Raw genomic sequence first — 22,169 nt, 5'->3', positions numbered from 1 at the left:
GAGAAGCAGGCATGACGAAACGAGCGGCGATTTACGCCAGAGTGAGTAGTGAGGAACAAGACGGGGCAGACCGTTATAGCATTACGGCGCAAGTTGGAGATTGTACCGAACTCGCGGCCCGCAATGGCTTGACGGTGGTAGCCACTTGGGTAGATGCTGAGAATTATCGGAGCGGTAAGCGGCTAGTCCCGCCCTCGGGTTGGCGGCATGACCGCCCCGCGTGGCTGGCTATGCTTGACGCGGCGAGGGGCGGGGAGTTTGACGTACTTCTCGCATGGAATGAAGACCGGCTATGTCGTGGGTATCGCCCGATGATTGACTTGTTAGACGTGTTAGAGTCAACGCGGCTGGCGGTTGGCCTGGCGCGAGGAACATTTGACCGGGATACTTTCCCTATCAAAGTTTGGGCGGCCAAAGCCGAGAATGAACGGCGGGCAGATCGTATTCGCATGGGGCATCTTGGCCGAGTGAAGCGCGGCTTGCCCCATTCTAACGCCCCTCTGGGGTATATTCCCGTGCGAGGCGAGGCGGGCGTGGTGACGGGCTACGAGATAGATAAAGACCGTCAAGCACTGCTGTATGAATTGGCGCGGCTGTTTATCAATGGCGTGCCATACGAACGAATAGCACAATCTTTTGCTTGGCCGGATAGCCGGGTAAGGAGCGCGAGTTACATTCGGGGCTTAATGCGTAATACGGCCTACCGGGGGGCGCTGAAGTTCAATAGCAAGCAAGCGGGGGCTATTCGTGTCGTGTCTAGTTTGCCCCCCATGTTTGACGACCAAACGGCGCGCGGCATAGAGTCAGAATTGGCGCGGCGGGCATTAGTGGCTAAGTCTTTCCCCCGCGCGATGAATACGGGGCTATTCTCAACAATTTTGCACTGCGGCTATTGCGGGCGGCCAATGGCAAGCCACGTGATACACAACAGACGCGAGCCGGACACCCGCTATTATCGGTGCACGGCGCATGTTCGCGCTGGCTCTGGCGTGCCGAGGCACCCGGCGAACACTATCCGCGAGCACAAACTCAAAGACCTGATCAACGCGATTTACAATGACATTAGCGAGGCCCAGGTAGATGATTATTTGGCGACTATTGAAACACCTTCCCCGGTTGCCCATAGCCCCCACGTGGCGCGGGCGATTGAGGGACTAAGCGAACAAGCGAGGGATATAGAGCGCGATCTAAAAGGGGTTGAGTCGGCGGCGGCGCGGGCGGCGTTGACTAGCGAACTGGCCCACATCCGCGATCAGGTGCAAGAACTCGAACACAGTCAACCGGCGCCAGCCCTGACCCTTGAGCCTGCCGAGTTGCGCGCGCGGATATTGGCATTTGTGGCGAACCAAGACAGGTTGAATAAACCGGATGACGAATTGCGGCCCGTGCTATTGGCAATCTTGCCGAAGATTTATGTCAGAAAAGGGGAGTTGGTGGAGCGGGCTGAGGGTGTACCACAAGCAACTATCCTTTCTGAAGGATAGCTGGCCCGAAGGCAATCAATGATGTCTGGCAATACCAGACTGAAGATGTGGGCATTATGACATAACTTGAAGTTCTTTGTCAAATTTCTCTTGCCAGTTATTTGTTTTGCCCGTTGACAAACAAAAGCACATGTAATAACATCTTCGCGGCAAAACACTGCCTGGAGTGACTCTTGCACCCAAAAAAGACGGTTGCTGACCCAAAGATTGTAAGACAACTAAACAAATCTGCTATTCTGGAAGCAATCCGCGAAAGTGAGAGCGGCATTTCGAGAGCAGATGCAGCGCGCCTGACGACGTTGAGCCGGGCCACCGTCTCTGCAATTGTGGATGAGTTGCTTCATTCCGGGGTGCTGAGAGAAACCGGCATCGGTGTCTCGCTCGCCGGACGGCCTCCAACGCTACTTCAGCTCAACCCGGAGGCTGGCCGAGTGATTGGGATTGATGTTGGAGCCACCCATCTAATTGTGCTGGCGACTGACTTAAACGGCAAAACACTGGCCGACTCTGATATTGATTTCGACATTGCGATTGGCCCCGAGGCCTGCCTCGAAGGGATATGCCAGGCGGTCGAAGCGACGCTGAAAAAATGTGGTTGTGATATTTCTGAAGTCACTGGCATTGGGGTGGGCGTGCCGGGGCCGGTGAATGTTTCCCTGGGCACTGTTTCCTCGCCGCCGATCATGCCTGGCTGGGATGGATTCCCAATCCGGTGCAAGATCGAGGATCGCTGGGGAAAGCCGACGACCCTGGACAACGACGCCAACCTGGGCGCGTTGGGTGAATGGGCGTTTGGAGCAGGCCGGGGGGAACCCAACCTGGTCTACATCAAAGTTGCTACCGGGATCGGTTGTGGCCTGTTGCTTGATGGAAAGATTTATAATGGTGTACTAGGAACCGCCGGAGAAATCGGCCACGTCACCATCAGTGAAGACGGCCCGCCGTGCAAGTGTGGCAACTACGGCTGTCTGGAAGCGATGGCTGGCGGTGAGGCCATTGCTCAACGGGCGCAGTTAGCGGTGAAGGCCGGGCAACGCACCTCTCTGGCAGAAATCAATCATTCCCGGCCCGTCACAGCGCGCGACGTGGCTTTGGCGGCTCAGGCTGGAGACCCGGTGAGTCAGCAACTGCTGAATGATGCTGGACGGCATCTGGGTTGTGCCTTAGCCAGCCTGATCAACTTGCTTAATCCTGGCCTGGTGTTGCTCGGCGGCGGCGTCACGGGCGCCGGCAACATTTTTCTGGACCCGGTTCGGGAAGCAGTGGGACAAAGAAGCCTTCGGTCTTCTTCGACGGCGGCAAGAATTAAACTGGCGGCTCTGGGCCGGCGCTCGACTGTTCTGGGAGCCGTGTCGGTTGCCCTAACAGAAACATTCCGGCATTATATTGAAGCCGGCGAGCGGCCTACTCACCTGGTCAGCGCGTAGACCTTTACTGAATTTGGCAATATCCCGTCAGACTCGCACTAAGGAGGTGATTATATTCAACACCCAAAGCAACAAGATCAATAACCCTATTGGCTCAAATTCAAACAGTATCTCTTAGGAGGAGATTCAAAATGAAAAAGAATATTATGTGGGCGCTCAGTCTGTTGGTGATTACCGCCCTTGCCCTGGCCGCTTGCGGCCCCGCCGCGACCACCGAAGCTCCCCAGGCGACGGCTGTGCGGCGAAGGCCCGGACATTCTCTTCGGCGTGGCGCACGATCAGGGCGGCGCGCTGGTGGCCAATGGCCTGGTTGCCGAGATTGATCTGGGCGACAAGGCGGCTGATTTCAACCCGGTCGCGATTGACGCCTGCACCTATGGCGGCAAGCTGTACTGCATGCCCTACGCTACCGAGAATCTGGGCTTCTTCTACAACACCGACCTGGTGAAAACCCCGCCAGCCACCTGGGATGAGTTGGTAGCTGTCGGCGAAGCGTTGAAAGCCGATGGCAAGGTCACCTACATCATGGCCGTCACCGGCACCACCTACGATCTTTATCCGTTGTTCACCTCCTTTGGCGGTTACATCTTCGGCAAAGACGCCACGGGCGACTACGACGCCCAAGACCTGGGCGTGGACAGTGAAGGCATGGTGGCCGCCAACACCTGGCTGAAAGAACAGGTGGATGCCGGCAACCTGCCCACCGACTGGGATTGGGCCAACAACCATGCCCTGTTCGAGACCGGCGAAGTGCCCTTCATCATGGCCGGCCCGTGGGCGCTGGATCGCATCCGCGAATCGGGCGTTCCTTACGCCATTGCCGGATTCCCCGAAGGCCCAGCCGGCCCCGGCGCTTCGTTTGCCGGCACGCAAGGCATTTACGTCAATGCTCAAAGTGAGAATGCCCTGCTGGCTCAAGCCTTCCTGACCGAGTTTATCGCCACCGAAGAAGTGATGCAGACCCTGCAAGATGCGGGTGGCCGCGCGTCGGCCTTCCTGCCGGTGTTGGAAAAGACCGACGACGCCGACCTGGTGGCCATCGGCGACGCAGGCTCGAATTCCTCGATGATGCCCGACATCCCGGCCATGGGTTCGGTGTGGGGAAGTTGGAATGATGCTGTCGTTCTCGTCCGCGATGGCAAGCAGGAGCCGGAGGCTGCGCTCGCCGATGCCGGCGCCAAGATTCGCGCGCTGATCGCCAACCCGCTGACCGGCATGGTCAACGCCCCAGGCTCGTACCAGGCCGCCGCCGGTTGCCCCGGCGATTGGCAACCGGAATGCGCCGTGACTGCCATGACCAAGGGCGATGATGGCAAATTCGCCAGCGGCCCCTGGAGCTTGAAGGCTGGCGACTACGAAGTCAAAGTGGCGCTGGATGGCTCCTGGACGACCAACTACGGCTCTGATGGCGCGCAGGATGGCCCGAACTACAAGTTCACCCTGGCCGCCGACGGCACCGTTTCGTTCACTTTCGACCCGGAGACCAAACTCCTGGACATCGTTACCAAGTAGTTAAAGCTGTTCACAATGAAGGCCGGGGAGATAATCCTCGGCCTTCATCTTGTTTTTTTTCTGGATATTTTTGCGGGGTGTTTATCTTTATTGAGCAGGGAGATCATCATGAAGGCAATGGCCGTTGGGCAAACGAAAGCGTCAGGGATGCCGGTCGAGTCGCCGTTTTCGGTGTCAATGCGAGTTCTCTTTGTCCTCTTATTCGATGCAGGCGCGATCTGGTTTATTGCTAATGCGGTGACCAAAAGCTTCACTCAACTCGCAGTGATCCTGAGCCTCATCACCCTAATGTTCAACCTGATTTTCCTGCTGCCCCGGGCTTATCCCTTTCGATGGATGGCGATTGGCCTGGCGTTCATGCTCCTCTTTACGATCTACCCAATCATTTTCACCGTCTACGTTGCCTTCACCAATTATGGCGACGGCCATTTGCAGACTAAAGAGGAAGCCCTGCCGCTCATTCAAGAGGCTACCTATTTGCCAGACTCCGGCAACTCTTACAAATGGACGGCTTTTAAATCTGATGCCGGTGTTTATGCCTTGTGGCTGGTCAACGAGGGCGGCGAATCGTTCCTGGCCAAACCGGGTGAGGAAATCACGCCGGCCAAACCGGGCGAGGCCGGCATCGGCGAAGCGGACAGCAAAGGGATTCCGCAAACCATCGAGGGCTACAAGCGGCTGAACACCTTATTGGCCGCCGCCGACAAAGAACTGCCCAACGTCAAGTTTGGGCTGGAAGGCGATCAGACGGTTCAAATCCGCTCGCCCAGCGAAGCGGCAGAATTGGAAATTCTTTACGTCTACGATGAAGCGACGGATACCATCACCGATCAGTCCAACGGCGATGTTTACCAGGCCGTCAACGGCACGTTTACGACCAAAGACGGCAAGACCCTCAAGCCGGGTTTCCGCACCGTGATTGGAGTTGATAACTTCGTCCAATTTGCCACCAGCCCCGCCCTGCGTGGCCCGCTGGTGCAGATCCTCATCTGGAACTTTATCTTCCCAACCGTTAGCGTTCTTTCCACCTTTTCGCTGGGACTGCTTATTGCGATTCTCTATAACGACAAGGATTTCCCGCTCAAGAAAATCATTCGCTCATTTCTGCTCATTCCTTACACGATTCCAGGGTTGATCACGATCTTGATCTGGCGTGGCATGATGAATTCCGAATTCGGCATCATTAACCGCACCCTGGAATACTTATTTGGTTGGGCGCCGCACTGGACGACGGAACCGATCTGGGCCCAGATCGCGGTGTTGATAGTTAACCTGTGGCTGGGTTACCCCTATTTCATGCTGGTCACCAGCGGCGCTTTGCAATCTATTCCGGGAGATTTGTACGAAGCCGCCACTGTGGACGGCGCGAGTCCCTGGTATCGCTTCCGGAGCATTACCCTGCCGCTCTTGCTAGTGGCGGTTGGCCCGTTGTTGATTGCATCGTACGTGTTCAACTTCAACAACTTCAACCTGATCTACCTGTTCATCCAGGGCGGGCCGCCGATTGTGGGGGCCACCACCCAGGCCGGTCATACCGACATCTTGATCAGCTATGTCTACAAACTGGCCTTCGAAGGCGGCGGGCGCGGCGTGCAATACGGCTATGCCTCGGCGATTACCATCATCGTTTTCATCATTGTCGGCTCTATCACTTTGTTCCAGTACCGCTTCACCAACATGTGGGAGGAGGTCAGTGAAAATGTCTAGCCTGTCCCAGTCTTATCAGCAACTTCGAACGTCGCAAAAATTCCAAAAGCAACTTGGCGTGGTGGCGAGGCTGGTTCTGGCCGTGTTCCTGATCGCCTTCTCAATTTTCCCGGTGCTGTGGATGGTGTCGGCCTCGTTCGACAACACCAACTCGCTGGCGACCCAGTACCTAATTCCGCGCCAGGCCGGCTTCAAAAACTATGAGCGCCTGTTCAATCTCGACCCGGATTTCTCGTTTGGCGAACTGTTTTACTGGAAATGGTTGTGGAACTCGGTCAAGGTGGCCGGCATTACCACGATTTTGAGCCTTTCGATCACCACCCTGGCCGCTTATGCCTTTTCCCGCCTGCGTTTCGCCGGTCGGGTCACGATTCTCAAAGGCATCCTGCTCATTCAGGTTTTCCCCAACCTGCTGGCTCTGGTCGCCAACTACGTGCTCATCGTTCAGTTCGGCAAGATTGTTCCGGCTCTGGGCCTGAACACGCATACCGGGTTGATCATGGTTTACCTGGGTGGCTCCATGGGCATCAACATCTGGCTGATGAAAGGGTTTCTGGACACCGTCCCGCGCGCCATTGACGAATCGGGCATGATTGACGGCGCGTCACATTTCCAGATTTTCTGGAACCTCATCCTGCCGCTCCTGCGCCCGATCCTGGTGGTGATCGGTATCCTGTCCTTCATCGGCACCTATGGCGACTTCATCCTGGCCCGCATTCTGCTCAACGATGTTAGCGAATACACCCTGATGGTGGGCTTGCAGATTTTTACCGCCGGACAATTCGACAAAAAATGGGGCGTCTTCGCGGCGGGGGCGTTGATCGGCGCCCTGCCGATCATGATCACCTATCTGGCCCTGCAAGATCAGATCGCGGGCGGCCTGACTACCGGCGCGGTCAAGGAATAAGCTCAGTGCGGCGCGCAGTGACGCTGACGATACTGGTTGTTTTGGGAATAGCCCTGTTGCAACAGCAGGGCTATCTTAATTCTGCTGCCGCGCAAACGCCGGCGGCGGCTGAGGCTTTTGTGGATGTCAGCCGTCAGGCCGGCGTGACTCACAACCGGGTCGTCAGTTTGGAGATGGCGATTGGGCAGGCGTGGGGCGATTACGACAACGACGGCTGGGTTGATCTTTACGTGACCGACCCCGCCGGGCCGAACACGCTCTACCACAACAACGGCGACGGCACGTTCTCCGTCTCACCTCTGCAAGCGCAGGTGGCCTTGCCTGCCGCGCACAGCGCCGGCGCAATCTTCGCCGACTACGACAATGATGGCTGGCGCGATCTGTTCGTCGCCAACTGGGGCGCCGACAATCTTTTCCGCAATGAGGACGGGAAGGGCTGGGTGGATGTCACCCGGCAGGCGGGCATCACCGATAACCGCAACAGCAAAACTGCCTCGTGGGGCGACTTCGACAATGACGGCTTTCTCGATCTCTATATCGCCAACTGGTCGTGCTACCCGAAGTGTGGCCGACCGATGGAGGGCGACGCCGATCATCTATACCACAACAACGGCGATGGCACGTTCGGCGATGTGTCCGATTATCTGGGCGGCGGTTTGAACGGGGCGGGCTTCGTCGCCAGCTTCAATGACTACGACAACGACGGCGACCTTGACATCTACCTGGTCAACGACGAATTCATCAACGGAATTGGCAACAAGTTGTGGCGCAACGACGGCCCCGGCTGTAAAGGATGGTGCTTTACCCAGGTTGCGGGTGAAGCCGGAGCCGACTCCCGGTTGTTTGGCATGGGCCTGGCTATTGGCGATTACGACAACGACGGCGACCTGGATTACTACTACTCCAACGTCGGCCCGATGGAACTGTTGCAAAACAACGGCGATGGAACCTTTCAGGAAGTCGCCCGGCAGGCCGGCGTGCAAACCCCAAACGGGATCGGGTGGGGGGCCGTGTTTTTTGACTACAACAACGACGGCTGGCGCGACTTGTATCTTGCGATAGCCGACACCACCAACCACGAAGACATCGCCGCCAACAAACTCTTCCGCAATAACGCCGATGGCACGTTTACAGTGGTGGCCTGCAACAATCAAGCGTCCGACATTCGCATGAGCATGGGAGCGGCCTACGCCGATTATGACCGCGATGGCTGGGTTGATCTGGCCGTCGGTAACATGGATGAGGGCTACCGCCTCTATCACAACCAGACCGGCCTGACCGAAAACAATCGCTGGCTGGCTCTGGAACTGGTCGGCGGCGGGCCGGTCAACCGGGACGCCGTCGGGGCGCGTGTCTACCTGACCACGTCCGACGGTATGACGCAAATGCAGGATGTGATCAGCGGCTCGGGCCTCGGGGCCGGAAATGAACTGGCCTTGTACTTTGGGCTGGGCCGGCAGACCTCGGCTGATCTGACCATCCGCTGGCCGGACGGAACGAAACAAGTTTTCACCGGGGTGGCCGCCAACCAGCGCTACCGCCTGCTCTATCCGCAACAGGGGAACACAGGACTCCAGCCGCTTTTTCAAAAGGCGGCCACCCCCCAGATTCAAGCTCAGACGAATGCGAGTCCGTTGATTCTGATCTTCAGCCTCATTCTGGTCGCTTGTCTGGGCGTACTGGCGTTGCGCGTTTCTGTTTCAGGCTCAAGATTGATTCTGATGGGCGCAGTTGTTTTGGCCGGCGCGCTCGTTCTGGCTTTGGTCGTCGGGCAAGGCCCGGACGCCAAATTGGTTAACCTGATGAAGCAGGCTGGCGCGCGTCCGCCCACCAACCCTGCCCCGCCCTCGCCAGAGTTGGTCAAGCTGGGCGAGGCTTTGTTCTGGGACCCGGAACTGAGCGGCAACCGCGACATTGCCTGCGCCACCTGTCATCATTCGCTCAAGGCCACTGGCGATAATCTCTCACTCTCTATCGGCACGCGCGGGCAGGGCCTGGGTGAACTGCGCGTGAAGCTCGAAGACAAACGCGACTTTATTCCGCGCAACGCCCAGCCGCTCTTCAACCTGGGATATGTGGAATGGAAAGTGTTGTTCTGGGACGGGCGGGTGTCGGGCACGCTTGCGACTGGCTTCGACACGCCGGCCAGTGACCGCCTGCCGTCGGGTTTGGATAATTTGCTGGCCGCGCAGGCGATGTTCCCGGTGACCTCACGTGACGAGATGCGCGGCGACCGGGGCGACAAAGACATCCTCGGCCAGACTAACGAACTGGCGATGCTTCCCGATTATGCCGCGCGCCCGATCTGGAAGGCGATCATGAAGCGCCTGCTGGTGATTCCGGGTTACGTTGAACTCTTCCGGGCCGCTTACCCTGACGCGCCGGTGGACTCATTGGGCTTTGAACATGCCGCCAACGCGATGGCCGCTTACGAAAACATGGTCTTTACGTTTGAAGACAGCCCGTTTGATCGCTACATTCGAGGCGATCTGGCGGCACTCTCGCCTGAAGCCAAGCGCGGCGCGGCTTTGTTCTACGGGGAAGCCGCCTGCGCCAGTTGCCACTCCGGCGGCCTGCTCACTGACCAGAAGTTTTACAACCTGGCCGTGCCGCAACTTGGCGACGGCAAAGGCCGCGAACAACCCTTTGACTTTGGCCGGGCGCGGGAGACGGGCAACGACTGTGATCGCTACGCTTTCCGCACGCCGCCGCTCCGCAACGTGGCCCTCACCGGGCCCTGGATGCACAACGGCGCTTTTACGACACTGGAAGCCGTCGTCCGGCATCACCTGAATCCGGCGGCGAGTCTGCAAGGTTACGATCCGGCTCAACTAGCCATTGTCTTGCAAGACACCTGCCAGAACCAGCCTGAAGTGTTAGCGGCGATTCTGGCAACCAAATCCGATGTCGCGTCGGAGCAGACCCAACTTTCAGATCAAGAGATGCAGGATCTGCTGGCCTTTCTCAATGCGCTTACCTCGCCCAGCGCCCTGCAACTGGAAAACACTATCCCAGCCTCCGTTCCTAGCGGCCTGCCTGTAGGCGGCAATCTGGAAAACATTCCATCAGGGCAACAAGGCAACTAAATATCATTGCCCTCGAGGAGCATTGTGGCTTAGACCTGCGGCAGGTCTTATTTGAAAGGCACTGGATCATGAAACACCCTTGGCAACGATGCTCTGCTCTTTTGGCCTTGCTGATTCTAGCGGCTTGCACCACCAGCAATGCCGGGACGCCTACGGTTGAGTCGCCCCCTCCAACCGAAACTGCCGTTGTTCCAACACCGACGGCTGAACCGGCCCCGACCGGCCCGTGGTGGAACGAAACGGTGTTCTACGAAGTCTTCGTCCGCAGTTTCAAGGATTCGGATGGCGACGGCGTGGGAGATATTAATGGGCTGATCGAAAAGCTGGACTATCTCAACGACGGCGACCCCGACACAACTACCGATTTGGGCGTGACCGGCATCTGGCTTATGCCAATCATGGAATCGCCCAGTTATCACGGCTACGATGTCGTAGACTATTACGCCGTTGATCAAGAGTACGGCACGAAAGAAGATTTCCTTCGTCTGGTGGGCGAGGCTCACAAACGCGGTATTCGGGTGATCCTTGACCTGGTGCTCAACCACACCGGGACGGGCCATCCCTGGTTCAAGGAATCGAATTCAGGCAATCCCGATTATCGTGACTGGTATGTCTGGGCGGATGAGGCCCCTAATTACAAAGGGCCGTGGGGCCAGCAGGTCTGGTATGCCGGCAAAGACGGCTATTACTATGCCGTCTTCTGGTCGCAAATGCCGGATTTGAATTTGGAGAATCCAAAAGTCACCGCGGAAATTGAGAACATCACCCGCTTCTGGCTCGAAGACATGGGCGCGGACGGTTTTCGCATGGATGCGATCAAGCACTTCGTCGAGCAAGGCCCGGCTCAGGAAAACACGCCCGCTACCCACGCCTGGCTTCAAGCCTTTCATCAGTCGTATAAAAGCATCAATCCACAGGCGTTTGCGGTGGGCGAAGCCTGGACACTCACGCCGCAGGTAGTGGATTATATTGGCGATGAAGTGGATGTTGCTTTCGAGTTCGATCTGGCCGGGGCGTTTGTGCGGTCGGCCAGCGGCCCGATCGCGGCCAGCGCGATTGCCAATTTGGATACGGTCGTGAACAGTTACCCGCCCGGCCAGTACGGGGTCTTCCTTACCAATCACGATCAAGACCGGGTGATGAGCGTTCTGAAAGATGTGCAGAAGGCCAAGCTGGCCGCTGTCATGCTGTTAACCTCGCCGGGCGTCCCGTTCATTTATTATGGCGAAGAGATTGGCATGACCGGCGTCAAGCCCGACGAGAACATCCGCCGTCCCATGCAATGGAGCGGCGAAAATTCCAAAGTTGGTTTCTCCACGCACACGCCCTGGAATGCCGCCGCCCGCGATTACAAAGAGACGAACGTGGCCCGGCAAACCGATGACCCGGACTCGCTTCTGAGCCTCTATCGCGATCTCATCCACTTGCGTAACACACACGCCGCCCTGCGCACCGGCGAGACGCTCGTCGTGGACGCCGACACGCAACGCTTGTATGCCGCTTTGCGCTACAACGACGACGAGGCCTTTCTGATTCTGGTCAACGTCCACCCCAAGCCGCTCACTGCCGACCTTTATAACTTGACATTAGAGGCCGGCCCATTCATCGGGCCGCTCAAAGCTGTGTCGGTCTTGGGGTTGGAGAACCCGGCCGCCCCTGAGATCAACGCCAACGGCGGTTTCAGTGGCTACACCCCTTTTCAGGAAATCCCGGCTGAAACGGCGGTGATTATTCAACTGACGCCGTGAAGAAATCATTGTAAGAGATAACTGATGGACGATTTTATTTTTGGATCATTCTCCACTGATGAAGCGCGCATTGCCCACGCGCGCGCCCGCCGGGGCGGAGTCACTCACGCTCACCGCCGCGCGCCGCGCGACCCTCTGCCAGGGGAAGCCGTCACTGTTGAACTCACCCTCGGCCCGGCCCACACCCAGAATCATGCCTGGGCCTATTGGACGAATGACGGGAGCGATCCCGAAGGAGTGAACGGCCAGGCCAGACATGGACACGCAATTCCTTTGGAGACGGTTGATACAGAATGGGACGTTTTGCTTTGGGGTTACGTCCGCCGTTTTCGCGGCGTGATCCCTGGCCAGCCCGCTGGAACGGTTGTCCGTTACCGGCTGGCGGCGGGTGATGTTTTGGCCGACGACGGAACGTATTACGGTTTCTACGTGGACGCCGACCCGCCGCCCGACTGGGCCAAAGACGCCATCGTCTATCAGATCTTCGCCGACCGTTTTTACGATCCGTCTCCCGATTTCCCACGCGTTGCCAGGAAACCCAATCTCAAATGCAACGGCACCCTGCGCGGCATCATCGAGAAGCTCGATCACATCGTGGAACTCGGCGCGAACTGCTTGTGGCTGACGCCGATCTTTTCCAGCCCAAGTTATCACGGCTACGACGCTACCAGCTTCTTCGAGATCAACCCGCGCCTGGGCACAAAAGACGATTACAAAGAATTGCTCAATGTTGCCCACGCGCGCGGCCTGCGGGTGCTGATGGATTTCGCGCCCAATCACTGGTCGAACCAGCATCCGACTTTCGTCGAGGCGACGAAAGATCGCAGTAGCCAGTTCGTCAACTGGTACACCTTTGAAGAGTGGCCGGACAAATACGAAACCTTCTTCGGGGTGAAAGAATTGCCGAAAATTAATTTGCGCCACCGCCCGGCGCGCGACCATGTTTTAGAGGCGGCCAAATACTGGCTCGACTTCGGCGTGGACGGCTTTCGGGTGGATTACTGCATCGGCCCCACGCCCGATTTCTACGCCGACTTCCGCCGCATCACCCGCGCCGCCAAACCGGATTGCTGGACGTTTGGCGAGGCCATTGACCTGCCCGATTCGCTCCTCTCGTTTGAGGGCGGCCTGGATGGCGCGCTGGACTTCATTTTGCTCGAAGCCCTCCGCCAAACTTTTGCCTATGGCCGGTGGGATGCGCGACGCTTCGCCGATTTCCTGGATCGGCACGAGGCCTTCTTCCCGGCTTCGTTCACCCGGCCCTCCTTCCTCGACAATCATGACATGAACCGCTTTCTGTGGGTGGCGCAGGGCGACGCGCGCAAACTCAAGCTGGCCGCCCTGTGCCAGTTCACACTGGGCGGCGCGCCCATCATTTACTACGGCACCGAGGTCGGGCTATCACAGGGCCACGATGTCCGCGCCAAAGGCTGGGGTAACGACAAAGAAGCGCGCCTGCCTATGCTCTGGGGCGAAACCCAGGATGCGAGTCTGTTGGCGTTCTATCGCGGCCGGTGCCGGGTTCGGGCGCAACATTCTGCTCTGCGGCGCGGATCGCGGCAAACGATTCTTGCCGAGGGCGGCCTCCTCGCTTACCGTTGCGCCGATTCTGAAGGGAGTCTGGTCTGCGCACTGAATCTTTCGGAGCAGGCGGCGGAAGTGACATTGCCCGTCTCGGAATCAGATGTCGCCCTGGCCACCGACCCGGCGTGCAAAGCGCAAGTTGATGCGGGCGCGATGCGTTTAAGCCTGCCCGCCTTCGGCGGCGTGCTGCTCAAGAAGTTGCGTTGCTAAAAGGATGAGACGATGAAACACCAAAAATTATTGAACATACTGCTGGTTGCGGCGATGGTGTTGGCTATGTTCAGCCCGCCCGGACGGGCCTTAGCTCAAGACACGCCCGATCCCGAAACGGTAGTTGTTCCCGGCACCATCCAGAGCAAGCTGGGTTGTTCGGGCGATTGGCAACCCGACTGCGCCGACACGGCTCTGACCTACAACGCCGATAAGGCCGTGTGGGAAGGCACGTTTGCCTTGCCTGCCGGAAGTTACGAATACAAAATAGCCCTCAACGGCAGTTGGACCGAGAACTACGGGTTGGGGGGTCAACAAGACGGCCCAAACATTCCGCTGGTGCTCGGCCAGGACACTCAGGTCACATTCACTTATAACCACAAGACTCATCAAATCACCGACAGCGTCAACGCCAGCGGCGCGCCCGTGCAAGCGCCACAGCCCGATCTCGTCGTCATCCCTGGAACACTGCAATCCGAGTTAGGCTGTTCCGGCGACTGGCAACCCGATTGCCCGGCCACCGCGCTCGCGTACGATGAAGAAGATGGTGTGTGGCAGGGCGCGTTCACCGTTCAGCCCGATAACGATCAGGATAAACAAGGCTCGCGCTACAAGGCGGCCCTCAACGGCAGTTGGGCCGTCAACTACGGCCGGAACGCCCAGAGCGGTGGGGCCGACATTCCGCTGATCCTGACCGAGCCGACCGAGGTCAAGTTTTATTACGATCACAAAACTCACTGGGTGGCCGACTCGGTCAACGAAGTGATTGCCGTGGCGATGGGCACGTTTCAGAGTGAACTCGGTTGCGCCGGCGATAACGACCCCGGCTGTTTGCGCTCCTGGTTGCAGGACCCGGGCGGCACGGGCACGCTGGCCCTTACCACCCGCGACCTGCCGCCGGGCGATTACGAGGTCAAAGTGGCCCTCAACGAAAGCACAGATGAAACTTATGGCGCGGACGGCGCTCCAGATGGCACAGCCATTCCCTTCACCGTGAGCGAAGGCAATGAGGTGTATTTGGGTTACGATCCGATCACCCACGCGCTGACGGTGAGCACTCAGGGCGCGCCTCGCGGCGACCTGACGAAGTTTCACGCTCACTGGGTGACCCGCGACACTATTGCCTGGAACACGCCGCGCCCCGAGGAACAAGGCATCACCTACGCCCTCTATTACGCCCCGGACGGCGGCCTCAAGCTGGAACCGGATGGCGTGACCGGCGGCCAGTTCATCCCGCTCAAATACAGCCTGGGCGGACTCCCCTTCACCGTTGTGCAAAAGCGCCCCTTCATCAACGGCTTTGCGCCGATCAAAATTGACCCTGCCGACTTCGACAAGCTCCCCGGCATTTTGCGGAGCCAGACGGCGGTGGTGGTGCTGGACAAAGATGGCAAAGTGCTGGACGCCACCTCGATCCAGATTCCCGGCGTGCTCGACGACCTTTACTCTTACGATGGCCCGCTCGGCGTGACGTTTGACGGCGATGTTCCTACATTGCGGGTGTGGGCGCCGACGGCCCGTTCCGTCACCTTGCATCTGTTTGACGATTCGAAGGCGGCGGCCAGCGCCACGTTATCCATGACCGTTGACGCCGGCGCCGGCGTTTGGAACATCACTGGCGAACCGGGATGGACGGGCAAGTTTTACCTCTACGAAGTCGAAGTGTATGTTCCCTCGACCGGCAAAGTCGAAAAGAATCTCGTGACTGATCCCTACTCGTTCAGCCTCTCGATGAACAGCACCCGCAGTCAGATTGTTGACCTGGCCGATTCGGCCCTCATGCCTGCCGGTTGGGCCGACACGGCTAAACCACCGTTGGCCGCGCCCGAAGACATTGTCCTCTACGAACTGCACATCCGCGATTTCAGCATCTCCGACGCCAGCGTGCCACAAGATTTGCGCGGCACGTATCGGGCGTTCACCGTGTCCGAGTCCAACGGCATGAAGCACCTCAAGGAGTTGGCCGAGGCCGGCCTTACTCACATTCACCTCCTGCCCGCTTTTGACATTGCCAGCGTCAACGAGGACAAAAGCGCCTGGCAAACGGTGGACGAGCAAACTCTGGCCGCCCTGCCGCCCGACTCGGAAGAGCAACAACTGCTCGTCGGCCCCACGCGTGAAAATGACGGCTTCAACTGGGGCTACGATCCCTTTCACTACACCACCCCCGAAGGCAGTTATTCCACCAACCCCGACGGCCCGACTCGCATCCTTGAGTTCCGCGAGATGGTGCAGGCCCTCAACCGTATCGGCTTGCGGGTGGTGATGGACGTGGTCTACAACCACACCAACGCCAGCGGCCAGAACGACAACTCGGTGTTGGACAAAATTGTGCCGGGCTACTATCACCGCCTCAACGCCGATGGCCGGGTGGAGACCAGCACTTGTTGCCAGAACACCGCCACCGAAAACGCGATGATGGAAAAGTTGATGATTGACTCGCTGGTGACGTGGGCGACGGCCTACAAAGTGGACGGCTTCCGCTTCGATCTGATGGGCCACCACATGGTGAGCAACATGGTCAACGTGCGGGCCGCGCTGGACGGTCTCACCCTGGCCGACGACGGCGTGGATGGCAAAGCCGTTTACGTTTACGGCGAAGGCTGGAACTTTGGCGAAGTGGCCGACAACAAACGCGGCGTCAATGCAACCCAACTCAACATCGGCGGCACGGGCATCGGCGTGTTCAATGATCGCCTGCGCGACGCGGCGCGCGGCGGCGGCCCGTTTGGCGACCCACGCGAGCAGGGCTTCATCACCGGCCTCTTCACCGCGCCCAGCGACTTTGCCGGGCAGGGCGGGGAGGCCGACCAGAAAGCCAAATTGCTGAAATACACGGATTGGATTCGGGTGGCGCTGGCAGGCAACCTGAAGGAGTACGCGCTCGTGGACGCTTCGGGCCAGCCGGTGACGGGCGAGGCGGTGGACTACAACGGCTCTCCGGCCGGTTACACCCTTGACCCGCAGGAGAACATCGTCTACGCCTCCGCGCACGACAACGAGACCTTGTTCGACGCCATTCAATGGAAAGCGCCTGCCGAGGCTAGTGTGGCCGACCGGACGCGGATGAATAGCCTGGGGGTGAGTCTGGTGATGTTGTCGCAGGGCGTGCCGTTCTTCCACGCCGGCGACGATCTTCTGCGCTCGAAGTCGCTCGACGGCAACAGCTACAACTCTAGCGACTGGTTCAATAAAATTGATTGGACGGGGCAGAGGGACAACTGGGGCGTCGGCCTCCCAGCATTTGGAAATGCGCGCTGGGACTTGATGGCCGCCTTGCTCGGCAACCCGGCTTTGAAGCCTGCGCCGGAAAACATCCTCAGCGCCGCCGCCCACTTCCGGGAGATGTTGCAGATTCGCAAGAGTTCGGCCTTGTTCCGCCTGCAAACGGCGGAGCAGATTCAGCGCGCCCTGACCTTCCTCAACACCGGCCCGGAGCAAACGCCCGGCCTGATCGTCATGCGCCTCACTGACGCCGACGGGCTGGACGACAACTACAAGGACATTGTCGTGCTGTTCAACGCTCAACCCGAAGCCGTGACTTTCGCCGACGAGAGCCTCAAAGGCCTGGCATTGACTCTGCACCCGGTTCAACAAAGTTCGGCGGATGTTTCAGTACGCGACTCGAAATTCGATTCAGCCAGCGGCGCGTTCAGCGTGCCGGGCCGCACCACAGTTGTGTTTGTGGTGAAAGAGGAGAAAGTTGAACCAACAGTGACGGCGGCCCCGGCGATCACGGCCACGCCCGCTTCGGAGTCGCCAGCCGCTCAACCACCAACGTTGTGGATCGCGCTCGGCGGGGTGTTGGTAGCAGGATTGGCAGGGCTGTTCTTCTGGCGAAGGTCGGCTAAGAAATAATCGAGGCTGGGTGGCTATACGCTGAGATTCCCTCGCATCTGCCTCAAGTGCAAACGATCGTGCTCGTTGGTGAATCTCACAAGCTCGCACAGAGTTGTTGGGCCAAAGATGGCGTGGCGGGCCGGGCGTCCCCAGTCGGCGTCCGTCAAATGGTCGAGCAGGGCCAGCGTCTCGCGGCGCGCTTCGGCAAACACTTGCAGCGCCGCCGGGCCAGGCTGACTCTGATAATCCCGCTCCGCCGCCCAAATGTCGCTGTCAATCGCCGAGATGAATGGATTGGCCTCTTCCAATACTCGCTTGAGACGCGGCAGGTTGACTTCAATTTCAACATCGCGCAGATGACAGACGATCTCGGCGAGCGACCACGAGTCCGGGGTGGGCCGACTCTGCCAGTCGGCCTGGCTCAACGGGCGAACCAGTTCCATCATCACCGCCAGCGTTCCGGCTTGCTGTGCCCGCGCCGAGCGGGGCGTGGGCGGCAACGGCTCAACATTTTCGAGACCGTCCCTCTCGCGTGCCCAGGCTAAGAATTGGGCGATGTCGCCCTGGCCGACGGGGTGGGCCGAGTTGGCCGGTGGGGCCGAGTCGGCGGGGGCCACCCAGAAGGTGTTGATGCCCATCGCGTGCGCCGGGGCGATGTCCTGATGCCAGTCATTACCGATCATCAATGTTTCTTCCGGGCGGCGGTCCAGCCAGGTGAGCGTCTCGGCGTAATACTCCGGGCTGGGCTTGGCGAAGTGCATGAACTCGTAGGAGGTGACGAGGGCGTAGGGGAATTCGTCGGCGCTGACACCGGCCCAGGCCAGCCTTTGCAAAATGGCTGTGCGCGGGAACAGGGCATTGGTGGCAATGGCAACCTTCAGCCCGGAGCTGAACGCCCAGCGCATCAATTCTTTGGCCGCCGGGATCGCAGTTGTCTCGCGGCGCAAACTGCCGAAGCGTTCGGCATAAAAAGAGGCGATGTAGGGATGGAGGGTTTCGGGCGAGAGATTGACAGCCGGATAAAACTGCTCGGCGAAAGTTTGGGCCAGCGTGCGGCGCGGGTCATCGTTGGCGACCATCTTTTGAGTGCCGATCATCAATCCGGCAGTGAATGCTTCGGGCGAGACGACCGGGGCCAGGTGGGCGGCGAACCGTTGCAGATAGGGAATGATGAATTTCTCGGTGTTGTTGCCAAGCAACGTGTCATCGAGATCGAAAAGCAAAGTATTGATTGACATGACACTTACTCGAGTTTGAACTCGATGGGCGGCGAATCCTCGTGGCACTGGCCGCAACCGACGGCCGGTTCGGCCACCGGGCCGCCGCTTTTGTTGCAGGCCGCCTCCACGATCATTTTCCGGTTGAGGCCCAGGAAGCCGCGATCGATTCGACCGCTGAACGTCAGGTGTGGGCAGGCGTTGGCTAACAGCAGGCGCGGCACCGGGCAGGCCCGACAAAGATCGGGCGTCCACTTTTCGTTGGGCCGGTCGCGCCGGGGCAGACGGCACTCCTGGGTCTGGCGGCCCCGGTGAAAATCGGCGTAATAGTATTTGCAGTCTGCACCGTAGGGAGTGCGCATGGATTTTGGATTTCTGATTGTGGAATTTGGATTGCGGATCAGGCTCCGCAATCCAAATTCTAAGAGACTGTCTTAAAACTGCTCTCCAACCGCGTCCTCGCGGTTGCCCGAAGGGGCCTGCGAGGACGCGGGCTTTGAGCGACTTTTAAGACACTCTCTAAACGCGGGTCAGGTACTCGCCGCTCTCGGTCTTGACCCGGATGACATCGTCCACCTTGACGAATTGCGGCGCTTGCACCCGCAGGCCGGTCTCGGTTGTCACCCATTTGTTGACGGCGTTGGCGGTGTCGCCGCGCACGGCCACTTCGGCCTGGACCACCTTCAGGTCAACCGTCGCCGGCAGTTCCACGTCAATCGGTTCGCTATTGTAGAATGTCAGCTTAATCTCCATGCCGTCCTTCAGATATTGGGAGGCGTCACCGAGCAGGGCCTCGTTCAACGCCGGCTGGTCGTAAGTCTCGGTGTCCATGAAGTAGTACAGGCCGCCGTCGTGATAAAGATACTGGGCCTGGTGGTGATCCAGGCGGATGTCCTGCACCCGGTCGCCGGACTGGAAAGTTTTTTCAACGGTGACGCCGGAGCGCAGGTTGCGGACTTTGGTGCGGATGGTGGCGTTGCCGCGCCCCGGTTTGTTGTGCGAGTAGTCCAGCACTTTGAAGAGGTCGCCGTCCAACTCGAAAGTGACCCCTTTGCGAAGGGTATTCACGTCAATCATAAACTGCTCAAGTTCCTTTCAGCAAAGTGCGACGCAGAATGCTTGCGTCGCACGAGAAATCCAGGGGAGATTATAGCGGGGTGACGGCGAGTCCGTCAAACACCTGAGAGCCTATCCGAAAGACCCTCAAGGTTTCGGAAATTGCAGGGCGAATTGTCAATTCGCCCTGCAAAAACTAAGGCGCTGGCAGGTTGATCACCACGATGTCGTTTTCCAGCCTGGCCCCATTGCTGTCGAAGGCCGCCCCGGTCTGCGGGTTGAAGAGGCCAAGCTCGATCCGGTAGCAACCGTCTGAAGCGGGCGCGGTGAGCGGGATGCGGCGGATTTCGTGGATAGACTCGCCGGGTTGCCAGAGCCAGACGGGGTAAATGCCGCCCAGGCTTGCCCCTCCCGACAGCCCGGCCACGTTTCCGGCGCAGTCGAGGGCGTTGGCAAAAATGTCTTCGCCCGAAACGGCGTTCACGCGCCAGCTCAAGCGCAGTTCAATGACTTGGCCCTTGAGTGTGACCTCAATTGCCGTCAGCCAGATGCGGTCTTCAAACGAGACAACGGCCTCGCCGCTGGCCGGGCCGACATTACCTACCTCAAGATATTGAATATTGTCGTCGGCATACTGAACGACGGCGACGCGGTCGGCGACCCGCACCCGCTCGGCCATCACGTTCCAGTCGAGCGCTTCGCTTTCACCCCAGGTTGAAAAATAAATGTCATTCAATTGCGGGAAAACGAGGGGAAAGGTGATGGCGTCCACGTTGTAAAGAGTTTGAGTGTGAACCCAGGCCATCAATTGCGGCGTCAGGTAAGCGGGCATCACTTCCACACCTTCGTGGCCGAGGGCGTAGGTGGCATTCACCGGCGCCGTCCAGTTTACGGCGTTGACGATCAGGTGTTGGTCGTCCGGGTGCGCTTGCAGGTCGGCGACAAACGCATACAGATGATCGAGCGTCAGATGATGCAGACGGACTTCGCGGCTGATGTGCAGGGCCGGGACGAACGATATAGCCGCCACTACAGTGGCGGCGACCCCGATCCTGATTCCCGGCCGGGCCAGCCGCCGTGTCCCATCGGCGATCACCGTCGCCCACAAAATGGCGGCGGCAGGCGCAGTCACCATCATCAATCGCGGGCTGACGATGATGTACGAGAAGGGCAAGGCGGCGATGGCGGGCGCGGCGGCGGCGAAACAGTAGGCCAGGCCAAAGACCAGCCAGCGCCGCTCTTTGAGAATCGCGGCGGCCAGGCCGAGAGCCGCCAGGCCCAGGCCCAGGACGGCGAGCATGTCTACCAGGCCGAGCTTCATCAGAGGCCGGGCCAGAAACTGGATTGGGAAGGTGAGACTTTCAAAGAAGAAGACGATGGCTTGCCCCACCGACTCCCAGCCGATCCAGCCCGCGCCAACGTCGCCTCCGTTTTGCGCTTTGGGGATGCGCGCCCACCAGGGGATGAAAGCCAGGTTGAAGAGGAAGGATAGAGCCAGGATGGCAAGTGATTGGCGGCGGGCGATTAGAGATTGAAGATTGCCCTTGAGATGGCGGGCGGCAAAGCAGATCGCCATCAACGCGGCGGCGGTAATGCCGGACTCGTGAGCGAACGGAGCGAGGGCGGCGAGGGCAATGGCTGCCATGGCCCATCCCATTTTTCGCGTTCGCTCAAACTCTAGCAGGCAGACGCACGCCCCTGCGACGACCAGGGTAACGAATAGATGAAAGAACGAGGCGACGAGCGGCACGACGAGGGCGGCAAACGGGAAGACCGTCATCAACGCTCCAGCCAGCCAGCCAGTCAGGAATTCATCGGCAGGGGCCGTCTCCTGCGGCAACTCAGATGGGTTGCGGGCGAGCCGGTTTGCCAGCAAGCCTACGACCCAGCCGCAGGCAATGAGGGCAAGAATGTTGAGGGCGTGATAAGGAGCCGGGTTGAGAGGCCCGAAGGTGATTTGTATCAACCGCCACAGCACAAATGTGAGCGGGCGATAGTAAGGAAAGCCGGACGACTCCACCCAGATTTGGGCCAGCGGGCGGTCAAACAGGAATTGAAAGTTTGCAACATCGTCCCAGAAGAAAGGCAGGGTGAGGGTGGAACCGTAAAGTGCAATGGCGAGAACAGGCGGGGTGAACCAGAAGAGGAGTTTTATCGGGCGCATAGGCTTGATGGAAGTTATGGGCGGCCTGGCTCTACTATCAGCACGTCGTTTTCCAGCCTGGCCCCATTGCTGTCGAAGGCCGGAGTGCGCGCCCCGGTCTGCGGGTTGAAGAGGCCAAGCTCGATCCGGTAGCAACCGTCTGAAGCGGGCGCGGTGAGCGGGATGCGGCGGATTTCGTGGATAGACTCGCCGGGTTGCCAGAGCCAGACGGGGTAAATGCCGCCCAG

Annotated in this window: 14 protein-coding genes; 9 read left to right on the top strand and 5 right to left on the bottom strand. The window is 59.1% G+C overall.

The window, feature by feature from the left end:
• Window positions 1-11 precede the first annotated feature (11 nt).
• From HYZ49_08540 to pulA, 9 genes are all read left to right on the top strand, one after another.
• Window positions 12-1,484, top strand: a complete 1,473-nt coding sequence (locus HYZ49_08540; GenBank protein MBI3242325.1) for a recombinase family protein — start codon at window positions 12-14, stop codon at window positions 1,482-1,484.
• Window positions 1,485-1,657: 173 nt separating this feature from the next.
• Window positions 1,658-2,911: an ROK family protein gene (locus tag HYZ49_08535; protein MBI3242324.1), complete on the top strand. Its 1,254-nt coding sequence runs from the start codon at window positions 1,658-1,660 to the stop codon at window positions 2,909-2,911.
• A gap of 180 nt (window positions 2,912-3,091) precedes the next feature.
• Window positions 3,092-4,423: an extracellular solute-binding protein gene (locus tag HYZ49_08530; protein ID MBI3242323.1), complete on the top strand. Its 1,332-nt coding sequence runs from the start codon at window positions 3,092-3,094 to the stop codon at window positions 4,421-4,423.
• Between the two features lie 108 nt (window positions 4,424-4,531).
• Window positions 4,532-6,130 carry an ABC transporter permease subunit gene (locus tag HYZ49_08525; GenBank protein ID MBI3242322.1) on the top strand — a complete coding sequence of 533 codons (1,599 nt, stop codon included), beginning with the start codon at window positions 4,532-4,534 and terminating at the stop codon, window positions 6,128-6,130.
• Window positions 6,123-7,037 (top strand): sugar ABC transporter permease, encoded by a 915-nt coding sequence (locus HYZ49_08520; protein ID MBI3242321.1) that lies wholly within the window; start codon window positions 6,123-6,125, stop codon window positions 7,035-7,037. Before HYZ49_08525 ends, HYZ49_08520 begins: the two co-directional genes overlap by 8 nt.
• A 5-nt stretch (window positions 7,038-7,042) precedes the next feature.
• Window positions 7,043-10,123 (top strand): VCBS repeat-containing protein, encoded by a 3,081-nt coding sequence (locus tag HYZ49_08515; protein MBI3242320.1) that lies wholly within the window; start codon window positions 7,043-7,045, stop codon window positions 10,121-10,123.
• A gap of 68 nt (window positions 10,124-10,191) precedes the next feature.
• A complete protein-coding gene (locus tag HYZ49_08510; protein MBI3242319.1) occupies window positions 10,192-11,871 on the top strand; it encodes an alpha-amylase in 1,680 nt (559 codons plus the stop codon).
• Window positions 11,872-11,895: 24 nt separating this feature from the next.
• A complete protein-coding gene (locus HYZ49_08505; protein MBI3242318.1) occupies window positions 11,896-13,665 on the top strand; it encodes a DUF3459 domain-containing protein in 1,770 nt (589 codons plus the stop codon).
• A gap of 66 nt (window positions 13,666-13,731) precedes the next feature.
• Entirely contained in the window at window positions 13,732-17,523 is a 3,792-nt protein-coding gene (gene pulA, locus HYZ49_08500) for a pullulanase-type alpha-1,6-glucosidase (GenBank protein MBI3242317.1), read from the top strand.
• Window positions 17,524-17,537: 14 nt separating this feature from the next.
• On the opposite strand, the gene HYZ49_08495 is transcribed toward pulA, so the two are convergent.
• From HYZ49_08495 to HYZ49_08475, 5 genes are all read right to left on the bottom strand, one after another.
• Complete coding sequence (locus HYZ49_08495; protein ID MBI3242316.1) at window positions 17,538-18,743, bottom strand: DinB family protein; 1,206 nt, start codon at window positions 18,741-18,743, stop codon at window positions 17,538-17,540.
• A gap of 5 nt (window positions 18,744-18,748) precedes the next feature.
• Window positions 18,749-19,084 carry a hypothetical protein gene (locus HYZ49_08490; GenBank protein ID MBI3242315.1) on the bottom strand — a complete coding sequence of 112 codons (336 nt, stop codon included), beginning with the start codon at window positions 19,082-19,084 and terminating at the stop codon, window positions 18,749-18,751.
• Window positions 19,085-19,241: 157 nt separating this feature from the next.
• Window positions 19,242-19,799: an elongation factor P gene (gene efp / locus HYZ49_08485; GenBank protein MBI3242314.1), complete on the bottom strand. Its 558-nt coding sequence runs from the start codon at window positions 19,797-19,799 to the stop codon at window positions 19,242-19,244.
• A gap of 175 nt (window positions 19,800-19,974) precedes the next feature.
• A complete protein-coding gene (locus tag HYZ49_08480) occupies window positions 19,975-21,942 on the bottom strand; it encodes a hypothetical protein (GenBank protein ID MBI3242313.1) in 1,968 nt (655 codons plus the stop codon).
• Between the two features lie 14 nt (window positions 21,943-21,956).
• Window positions 21,957-22,169: hypothetical protein (locus HYZ49_08475; protein MBI3242312.1), on the bottom strand; the 213-nt coding region annotated here is incomplete at its 5' end.

The organism is Chloroflexota bacterium, assembly GCA_016197225.1.
GTDB lineage: Bacteria > Chloroflexota > Anaerolineae > Anaerolineales > VGOW01 > VGOW01.
This window is presented reverse-complemented; position numbering and strand designations above follow the sequence as displayed.